The sequence below is a fragment of the Microbacterium sp. genome (genome assembly GCF_049661145.1).
Lineage (GTDB): Bacteria > Actinomycetota > Actinomycetes > Actinomycetales > Microbacteriaceae > Microbacterium.
On the sequence record NZ_JBASZT010000254.1, the window covers coordinates 1 to 8,171 of the forward strand.

Genomic DNA, 8,171 nt, shown 5'->3' on the forward strand with positions numbered 1-8,171 from the left:
CCGACGCCGGCTGGACCGGCCCCGACCCCCACACCCCCGACCACGTCGCCCACCACGACACCGTCACCCCCTTCTAAACCCCACCCACCGGAGGAACAACAGTTACACCACGAAACGGGACTTGACCTGCCGCAGAATCCGTCGGGTCGGTCGCGCATCGAGCGGCCGTTCGCGGCTTGGGGTCTGGGGAGTTGAGGTGCCGACTCGCCAGGTCGGTCGAGGAACGAGGGGACCCTCCAGCAACGCGGGCAGGGTTCAAACCTTGTGCGTGGGGTGGACGCATGGAGCGTTGCGGGAACAGACGACCACGGGTTCAGAAGCTCGTTTCCGCATGGAATCAAGGTCTCCGCGAGGATGCCGAGTCCGAGGACGGGGCCGATGACCCGTTGATCGGGGCGTCGGCGGAACCAAGTAAACGACCTCGAACACGGCTCACGGATGAGGAAGTGGACGCTATGCGAACAGCCCGCGCGCAGGGTGTGAGCGTGACCGCGCTGGCGCGTCGGTTCGGGGTTCACCGAGGCACGGTGTGGGCTAAGACGAGGTGACATCTCTCGACTGCAGATGGGGGTCGAACTGTCTTGTTCTCCTTCCGCATCTGCCGATGAGCACGCTCGGCGACGGGAGCCCTCGTCTCGGCTTCGCGGGCGTCGTCGCCGCATCGGGCTGACGGATACGGGCTGATCAGCTCGCACGCAAGCTTCCTTCTCCGTTCAGCCGTCGGCGGTGATGTTGGTCTCGACCCAGTCGCGCAGGTGTTTCAGGGGTGCGGCGGCGCTGTGGCCGAGCTGGGTGAGTTCGTAGTCGACGCGGGCGGGGACCTCGGCGTAGACGGTGCGGGTCAGCAGGTCGTGCTCTTCGAGGCGTTTCAGGGTCTGGGAGAGGACCTTGGGGCTGATGCCTTCCAGGCGTCTGCGGAGTTGGCCGAAGCGTTGCGGGCCGTCTTCGAGGGCGCCGATGACCAGGGCGCTCCACTTGTTCGCCAGCAGGTCGAGCATGTCACGGCACGGGCACATCGCCGCGTACACGTCGTTGCGGGCGCACTCCTCACTCACCAGAACCATGCACCAATGGTACCCATTGGGAAGCAGATGCCCTTGACGGTAACTACAGGCTCGCGGGAATGATCGTCGTATGACGACAACGACGGCCATCGGCTACGAGAACAACCTGCCCACCAACGACCCCGCGAGTCTCATCGAGCGCACCATCGACGTGCCCGCCCTCGGCGCCCACGACCTGTTGGTCGAGGTCCGGGCGGTGTCGGTGAACCCGGTCGATGTGAAGCTCCGTGCCGGAGCACACGCGGGCGGGTTCCGGGTGCTCGGCTTCGACGCCGCCGGGATCGTCCGCGAGGTCGGTGACGCGGTGACGCTGTTCGCGCCCGGCGACGAGGTGTTCTACGCCGGCAGCATCGACCGGCCCGGCACCAACCAGCGCCTGCACGGCGTGGACGAGCGGATCGTGGGCCGCAAGCCGCGGTCGCTGTCCTTCGCCGACGCCGCGGCCCTCCCGCTGACGGCGATCACCGCCTGGGAGACCCTGTTCGATAGGTTCGCCCTCACCCCGGACGACACCGGCACGTTGCTGGTGATCGGCGCGACCGGCGGCGTCGGGTCGGTGATGCTCCAACTCGCCGAGGCCCTCCTGCCCGGCGTCACCGTGATCGCCACCGCCTCCGACCCGGAGCGTGCCGCGTGGGTGCGTGAGCTGGGAGCTGAGCACACGGTGGACCACCACGGTGACCTGGCCGCGCAGGTGCTCAGCCTCGCGCCCGGCGGGGTGGACTGGCTGTTCACCGCGCACTCCGAGGGACAGATAGGCCTGTACTCGCAGATCGTTCGCCCGTTCGGGCAGATCACCGCGATCGACGACGGCCCCCGCGACATCGCACCCTTGAAGGCCAAGAGCATCACCTGGCACTGGAAACTCATGTTCACCCGCCCCCTGCACCAGACCCCGGACCTGATCGAGCAGCACCGCCTTCTCGACACCGTGGCGGGACTCGTCGACGACAGCAGGCTGCGCACGACCACGACCCGGACCCTCACCCCGATCAACGCCGCGACACTGCGCGAAGCGCATGAGCTGGTCGAGACCGGCCGCACCCTCGGCAAGATCGTCCTCCACGACGGGAACTGACCCACCGGAGAAGACCTCGCGCGAAGCCGTGGGCCCAGCCCTCAAAGAAGTCACCGCGAAAAAGAAGTCACCGCGAAATCCTTAAGTCATCGCTGCGATTGGGTGTCAGGCTCTACATGTCAGCAACTTGGATGAGGACCTTCCCGACGGTGCCCGCTTGGACCGCATCGTGAGCCGCCGGGGTCTCATTGAGTTGGAACCAGGTCAGTGGTAGGCCAGCGTTAGTTCCCACGGGCAGCGCGCCGTCGGAGAGCGCGTTCCTCGTGTCTTCGACGGCGGCGTGCAGGGCTTTCTCGCTCAGGGTGTAGAGCAGGATGCCCTGCAGGCGGAGGTTCTTGGCGAAGGACGTGCGCACTGGAAGGGTGAGGATGTCGCCTCCGTCATCGGCGTAATATGCGATGCTCGCGTGGTTTGCCGCGACAGTAGCGTCGAGAGAAGCGTTCGCGCCGATGGCAACTTCCACGATGTGATCGACTCCATCCGGTGCGGCCCGTTGAACGGTCGCCGTAAGGTCCGATGCGTGGCGGTCGATTACGTCGTGAGCCCCCGCCGACAATGCGAGGTGCGTCTTTTCCTTTGAACTGACGGTCGTGATGACTTGCGCCCCGGCCCATCGGGCAAGCTGGATAGCTGCGTGGCCGACCGCGCCCGCGCCCCCTGCAATCAGTACGGTGCGTCCGGTCAGCGCGCCTGGAAAGAGACGGGGTGGTCCTTGCTCGTGCACAGTCAGTGCGCGGTGGGCGGTGAGCGCTGGGACGCCCAGGCTGGCGCCGGTGGCGAAATCTACGGTGGTGGGGAGGGGTACGGTGCGAGCGGCTGGGACAACCGTGAGTTCCTGGGCGGTACCGGTGGGCCGCTCATGCTGGGCGAGGAAGACCCACACTCGGTCGCCGACGGCCAGCCCTTCGACACCATCTCCCACAGCGTCGATGACGCCCGCGCCATCCTGGTTTGGCACGACCTCGGCGAACCCGGCCGGGCTCGCCGAGGTCGGTCGTGCCCGTGCCTTCCAATCCGTCGGATTCACCCCCGACACCGCGATCCGTACCCGCACCTCGCCGTGGCCCGGCTCACCGGGCTCGCGTTCAACGAGGGTCAGCGTGCTGGATGCTCCAGTCTTCGTGTAGACGACGGCTTTCACAACTCTCTCCTGGTCGTCGGCGTAGCGCAGGACGACATCTCGTCGTCTTGGAGACTCAGTCGCCGGTGCCAGGCGTTTCTGCCGTCGCTACGAGGACCGCCCGGGCGAGGACATGGCTGTTGAGCGTGAACGCGAGGAGCGCGGGGGAGGCATCCGGGCCCACCCCGATGTGCTCGGTGTCCAGGGCACTGACGATGATGTAGTAGCGGTGCGGGCCGTGTCCGGCAGGCGGTGCTGCGCCGATGTAGCGGGCGGCTCCCGCATCATTACGGAGCTGATACGCACCTTGCGGGAGCTCGGCATCTCCCGGTTCCCCGGCGCCCTCTGCCAGTTCGGTCGTGCTCGCAGGAAGGTCGGCCACCGCCCAGTGCCAGAAGCCTGATCCGGTCGGTGCGTCCGGGTCGTGGATCGTGACAGTGAAGCTCTTGGTCTCTGCGGGTGCTCCGCTCCACGAGAGATGAGGGGAGCGGTCCTGACCACCAGGCACTCCGAAGAGACCAGACAACTGCCCCTCCGGCCACGCGGCTCCGTCCTCGACAGTGTCACTGCGGATCTCGAAGCCGGGGACGGTGGGCAAGGGTGCGAGCGGGTCGAAGTCACTCATGGGCTTCCTCCTATGAAGCAGTCTGGGGCCGCCGTTACAGCGACATATCGAGTATTAACGATGTATTCTGGCGCCGTCAAGTGCTGTCAGCCCGCGCGATCGACTGCAGCCCAGGTGCAGATCCTGTCGAGTCAGCGCCTGGGCCGTGTCGCCGGCGTCGGGGGGGTATTCGTGACGAAGTGTGACGAGCTTGCTCGCCGGTGCTCTTCCGTAGCGAGTCATCCCTGATGGCCGCGACGCGCGTGGCTGCGACGGGTCGGTAGCCAGCGGGGGCTAGTGCGTGATCGGTGCGGGCGCTCGGCGAGACGTTGACGACCAGCACTCATATCGGTACTCTGCGATATGTCGATGCATTTTCGGGCATCGAGGCGCTTGACGACTGAAGGGACATGCTCATGACACAGCGAACGAGAGCCCTCCCGGCCGGGCTGATCGCTCTGGCCCTCGGTGGCTTCGGCATTGGTCTCACGGAGTTCGGCATCGCTGGTCTTCTCCCCGAGATCGCCGCGGACTTCGCCGTCACGGCGAACATCGCCGGGTATCTCGTGTCTGGCTATGCGTTGAGTGTGGCCGTGGGCGCGATCGTGCTGACTGCGGCGGTCGCCCGGGTGGAACGCAAGCGCGTTCTGCTCGGGCTGGTGGTGCTGTTCATCCTCGGCAACTTGATTTCTGCGCTGGCGCCCACGTACGAGGTGATGCTCATCGGGCGGATCGTCGCGGCGTTGTGCCACGGCGCGTTCTTCGGCGTCGGGGCGGTCGTCGCCTCCGACATGGTCGCCGAGGACAAGAAGGCTGGCGCGATCTCTCTGATGTTCGCCGGCCTCACGGTCGCTAACGTCGTCGGGATCCCGTTCGGGACGTTCGTCGGACAACAGTTCGGCTGGCGGGCAACATTCTGGGCGATCACCGCGATCGGCATCGTCACTTTCCTCGGCATCCAGCTCTTGGTGGGGAAGTCACCAGCGCCTCCGACAGGCAACCTGCGTCAGGAGCTGGGGGTGCTCCGACGACCCCAGGTGCTGCTTTCGGCGACGGTCAGCATCCTGACTTTCGGTGCGGTCGTCGGTGCATACACCTACATCGCGTTCACCCTGACCGAAGTCACCGGTTTCGCTGCCTCCACCGTGCCGTGGTTGCTGCTGCTGTTCGGCGTGGGCACGTTCATCGGAAACCTCGTCGGCGGTCGCCTGGCGGACTGGTCTCTCGACCGCTCGCTCCTGACGATCCTCGTGGCTCTGATCGTCACCCTGACAGGATTCGCGCTCACGGCGTCGATCGTTGGCACCACCCTGGTGGCGATGTTCCTCTTGGGTGCTGTGGGCTTCGCAACCGCACCGGGGCTGCAACTGCGCATCATGCGGTTCGCGGGAGACGCACCCACGGTTGCGTCTGGAGCGAACATCGCCGCGCTCAATATCGGCAATGCGGTCGGCGCGTGGCTTGGTGGTGTCACGATCGCCGCGGGGCTGGGGTTCGTCTCCCCTCTCTATGTGGGCGCTGCCCTGGCCGTCGTCGCACTGCTCGTCCTCGCTCCTACCAGCCTCGCCGCACGACGACGCACCTCGGCGGAAACTACCACCGCCACTTCTCCGGCACCCACCGCCGATGTCACTCCGCAGCCGGAGCGAGGGGTCTGACATTGCTCCCATAGTTTACGGCGCCGCGCTGGCAACCATTCTCGCCTTTGGCAGGCGGGAAGACTCGGAACGGCGAATCGATTCCGATCGACAGACCGGACGACGACCAGCCTTGTGAGATTCACGCACTACCGAAGCCGGACACAGCTCAAGTTTGGGGGGATCAACATGAGCAACAAGAATGCGGCATCCAAGCCGAGCATCATCGAACGGAATGTGCCGTCAGCTTCTCGGTTGATCACACACGACAGCCGTCGCCGTGCGACGGCCGAGCCTTCCGCTGACAGGTTCACCACGGCAGTGTTCTTTCCGGGACTCGGAAGCAGGACCGCGTACCGTGATGTCGGCGTGAACTCGATCCAGTCTGACTTCGACTCCGTTCAGCGAGTGTATGACGAAGCCGCGGACGCGCTGGACTTGGGCGGTGCGTCCGGGCTCGAACTGACCGCGTCGAACATCCCGAGCGATCCAGTGGAACGACAAGGGTTCATCGGCGCAGCATTGCTCGTTCATAACCTCGCCATCCACCGAGATGTCGATGAACGCGCCGCACGCGCCGGGGATATTCGCACGCTCGCGTACACAGGGGAAAGTTTCGGAGTGCTGGCAGCGGCCGTTGCTTCGGGCTCTCTGTCTGTCCATGACGGTGCGCTCCTCGCCCGCGCGTTCACACCGCTGCTGCTTGCCGCGTCGAGTCAACGGGCCGGCGGCGAGTTCGGCCGGGCGATCGAGAAGTACCTGCCGCAGTATGCATCGGGCACCGCGCCCATCGCTCAGCCCTCCCACGTCATCGCGCTCAAAGCGCAACCTGAAGAACTCGCAGATGTCGTGGCCCACCTGACGCAGCGTCACGGGGACGCCGTGGAAGTCCACAAGCGCTATTCGCAATACCAAGTCAACGTGTACGTCGAGGCCAGCTTCATCTCCACTTTCGTGCGGCTACTTCGCGGATACCCGGCGGTGACGGTCGAGGAGCTCAAGGCTCCCACGCGGTTCCTGGCGCATTCGCGGAGGATGATCGCAGCTCGTGAAGCTCTCGATCGATTCATTGATGCTGAGAGCATCCATTTCGCGGATCCTCATACGCCGGTGATCTCCAACAGCGGCGGTAGCTTCCTTCTCGCCGCCGATCAGGTGCGGCAAGCGGTGTTGGCTATGACCGACGAGGTCATGGACTCCCAGCGTACCGCTGAACTGATCAATGAACTGCGCCCCGACTTGGTGACCGAGGTCGGTCTTGGCGGGAAATCGTTGCAGCTTCTCAGAGACAATGCGATCAGCAGCGAGGTGATGGGTGTTGCGAACGCGAAGGACGCCGCTCGTGTTGTCAGATACGCGGCCGCAGCTCGCCAACTGAAGGAGACCGGGCGAGAGCTGAGAGGCCAAGACGGCGGCGAGCCGGGTCCGGACGTGATGTCTGTGCTCCGTAAGGTCACAGAGCTCGCGGCGCGCGAGCCGGTTTTCGACGGCTACCTCCGCAGAGCCGTGTGCGCGATGGTCCGTGAGGCTGAACGCAAAACTCACCATGACGCAAGTTCCGCCGTGCGGATCTTCCGAGAGACCCTGCAGTACACGATTGCGTATCGAAACCAGATTCGTCCTCGAGAGCTTGTCTTGAACGCACGCTTGAGACGGCGCCTCGTCGGCACCCGAGAGCAACGAGGGCAGACGTACACGGAGCTGAGAGTGCTCTCACAGAAGGGCACCCTCCGCTACCGGGAGACGGTGTCGGACGAAGACTCCGAGGCCCTCGTCGTTCACTTCGAACGGCCCCGCCGACCGCAGTTGCGTCAGAGCACCCTCGCAGCGCGCCGCATGCTCGACTCGCAACCAGCGGCGCAGCGAATTCGCGATGCGATCGTGAGCCATCTCCTGCAGCAGGACGCGGATGCGTACGCCCCGGCGGGATTGGAGGTTGTGGTCGCGCACACCGACGCAGTCGACACGATCGTCCATCAAGCCGCGCTCTTCGAGATGCTCAAACAGCACCGGCCCGGACTGATCGGACAGAGCCCGGTCTTCTTGGAGGGCAGCGACCCTCTGGGGTGGCTCATTGCCCTGGTTGCCGGCGGAGCTGCCTCCCCCGGCGACGTTGTGGACCTCGCTGCTCAGATCCTCCTGGATCGCGTCGGCGGTAGTACCCACTCCCTGGTGAGCGAACTGTCGGCCAAGCTCCGCGATGCAGAGGTCCCGTTGCTGGCGCTGCGGGGCACACCGGTGCGGGCACGCAAAGACCTTCAGGCGGAGACCGCCGCGATCTTCGGCCACCGCAATCCACGCCGGACGCCCCGGCTCGTGCGCCTCAGCGCCTCGTGCACCGTCGTCGCGCTCGCACACGCAAACCAACTGGCTCGATTGGACACAGGCGGGTACCCCCGCCGAGATCTGGTCGTCCGCCGACCCGAAGAGCTTCAGCGTCCCGGCCTCAACCCGGACCTCGATGCAACCGAATCACGAGTGCTGCTCACAAGCTCACAAGAGCGGCGCATCATCGCGTCGTTCGCCCGCAAACGCAATCTTCTGAATATTCGCGTTTCTGAGCACCGCGGGTATTGGGGTTGAGCACCGCTCGTTCGGTGTCGTGTTCTCGTTGTTGAGCGCCACCGATTATTCGCGTTCAGCACCACCTTCTTAGGCTCCTTCTGCC

General features: G+C 65.3%; 6 protein-coding genes. 3 read left to right on the forward strand and 3 right to left on the reverse strand.

The features are described from left to right. Positions 1-713 precede the first annotated feature (713 nt). Complete coding sequence (locus WBP48_RS10850; protein WP_424440220.1) at positions 714-1,064, reverse strand: winged helix-turn-helix transcriptional regulator; 351 nt, start codon at positions 1,062-1,064, stop codon at positions 714-716. 70 nt (positions 1,065-1,134) lie between these two features. On the opposite strand from WBP48_RS10850, the gene WBP48_RS10855 reads away from it, so the two are divergent. Further along, positions 1,135-2,142: a zinc-binding alcohol dehydrogenase family protein gene (locus WBP48_RS10855; RefSeq protein ID WP_424440223.1), complete on the forward strand. Its 1,008-nt coding sequence runs from the start codon at positions 1,135-1,137 to the stop codon at positions 2,140-2,142. 112 nt (positions 2,143-2,254) lie between these two features. Here WBP48_RS10855 and WBP48_RS10860 read toward each other — a convergent pair whose 3' ends face one another. Together WBP48_RS10860 and WBP48_RS10865 are read right to left on the reverse strand one after the other, a co-directional pair. Continuing rightward, the gene (locus tag WBP48_RS10860; RefSeq protein WP_424440226.1) at positions 2,255-3,283 is read right to left on the reverse strand and encodes an NADPH:quinone reductase; all 1,029 of its coding nucleotides are present in this window, start codon (positions 3,281-3,283) and stop codon (positions 2,255-2,257) included. A gap of 55 nt (positions 3,284-3,338) precedes the next feature. Next, positions 3,339-3,887, reverse strand: coding sequence for a YbhB/YbcL family Raf kinase inhibitor-like protein (locus WBP48_RS10865; RefSeq protein WP_424440229.1), 549 nt, complete (start codon positions 3,885-3,887; stop codon positions 3,339-3,341). 395 nt (positions 3,888-4,282) lie between these two features. Here WBP48_RS10865 and WBP48_RS10870 point away from each other — a divergent pair, with 395 nt between their 5' ends. Both WBP48_RS10870 and WBP48_RS10875 read left to right on the forward strand, forming a co-directional pair. Further along, complete coding sequence (locus tag WBP48_RS10870; protein ID WP_424440232.1) at positions 4,283-5,524, forward strand: MFS transporter; 1,242 nt, start codon at positions 4,283-4,285, stop codon at positions 5,522-5,524. Positions 5,525-5,692: 168 nt separating this feature from the next. Continuing rightward, positions 5,693-8,086, forward strand: a complete 2,394-nt coding sequence (locus tag WBP48_RS10875; RefSeq protein ID WP_424440235.1) for a hypothetical protein — start codon at positions 5,693-5,695, stop codon at positions 8,084-8,086. The last annotated feature ends 85 nt before the right edge of the window (positions 8,087-8,171 follow it).

Excerpts from the sequence above, each read along its gene's own strand:
- WBP48_RS10850 (WP_424440220.1), bottom strand. The coding sequence starts at position 1,064 with ATGGTTCTGGTGAGTGAGGAGTGCGCCCGCAACGACGTGTACGCGGCG.
- WBP48_RS10855 (WP_424440223.1), top strand. The coding sequence starts at position 1,135 with ATGACGACAACGACGGCCATCGGCTACGAGAACAACCTGCCCACCAAC.
- WBP48_RS10865 (WP_424440229.1), bottom strand. The coding sequence starts at position 3,887 with ATGAGTGACTTCGACCCGCTCGCACCCTTGCCCACCGTCCCCGGCTTC.
- WBP48_RS10870 (WP_424440232.1), top strand. The coding sequence starts at position 4,283 with ATGACACAGCGAACGAGAGCCCTCCCGGCCGGGCTGATCGCTCTGGCC.
- WBP48_RS10875 (WP_424440235.1), top strand. The coding sequence starts at position 5,693 with ATGAGCAACAAGAATGCGGCATCCAAGCCGAGCATCATCGAACGGAAT.